1 protein-coding gene and 1 pseudogene are annotated in these 838 nt (G+C 44.5%); both read left to right on the top strand.

Going from position 1 to position 838, the window contains the following annotated elements:
- Positions 1 to 731 (top strand): oligopeptide ABC transporter permease OppB (oppB, locus tag BCT81_RS27720; protein ID WP_102426531.1); only part of this gene is annotated, 731 nt, incomplete at its 5' end.
- Positions 732 to 743: 12 nt separating this feature from the next.
- Positions 744 to 838: pseudogene (locus BCT81_RS27715) on the top strand (peptide ABC transporter permease); the annotation flags it as partial.

Raw genomic sequence — 838 nt, 5'->3', positions numbered from 1 at the left:
CCTCTTACCTGTTCAATGTAGTTCAAGGCGACTTTGGTCCATCCTTTAAGTACCTAGATTACTCGGTAAATGAATTAATTTCTGTCGCGCTACCTGTATCGGCTAAAGTTGGTTTTGTTGCGTTTGTCTTCACCGTTATTTTGGGGGTAACTGTCGGAACCATTGCCGCCTTGAAGCACAATACTTGGGTCGACTACACCATCATGTCGACCGCGATGCTTGGGGTTGTAATGCCTTCATTCGTACTCGCGCCTGCTCTTATCTACCTATTCTCACTGCACTGGGATATCTTCCCTGCTGGTGGCTGGCAAGGCGGTACATTTATGTACATCGTGCTGCCTGTTATCGCGATGTCTCTTTTATATGTAGCGACTTTCGCTCGTATTACTCGCGGTAGTATGATCGAGACTCTAAACAGTAACTTTATTCGAACTGCTCGTGCCAAAGGTCTAAGCTATCGCTATATCGTTGTGAAGCATGCTCTTAAACCTGCACTTCTACCTGTTGTTTCCTATATGGGGCCAGCCTTCGTAGGTATCATTACAGGTTCAGTTGTTGTTGAAACCATCTTCGGCCTACCAGGTATCGGCAAGCTTTTTGTTAACGCTGCGTTCAACCGTGACTACTCGCTAGTAATGGGTGTAACCATCTTGATTGGTTTCCTATTCATCTTGTTCAACGCAATTGTTGATATTTTGCTAGCGTTGATTGACCCGAAAATTCGCTACTAACAGGGACTGGTTATGTTGAAGAAAAAAGAAAATTTAGAAGCGATCGAAAAGTTCTCTGAGAGTCTAGAGATCGAAGGTCGTAGTTTATGGCAGGATGCTCGTATTCG

This window comes from Vibrio sp. 10N.261.52.A1 (assembly GCF_002876325.1).
Taxonomy (GTDB): domain Bacteria; phylum Pseudomonadota; class Gammaproteobacteria; order Enterobacterales; family Vibrionaceae; genus Vibrio; species Vibrio chagasii.
This window is presented reverse-complemented; position numbering and strand designations above follow the sequence as displayed.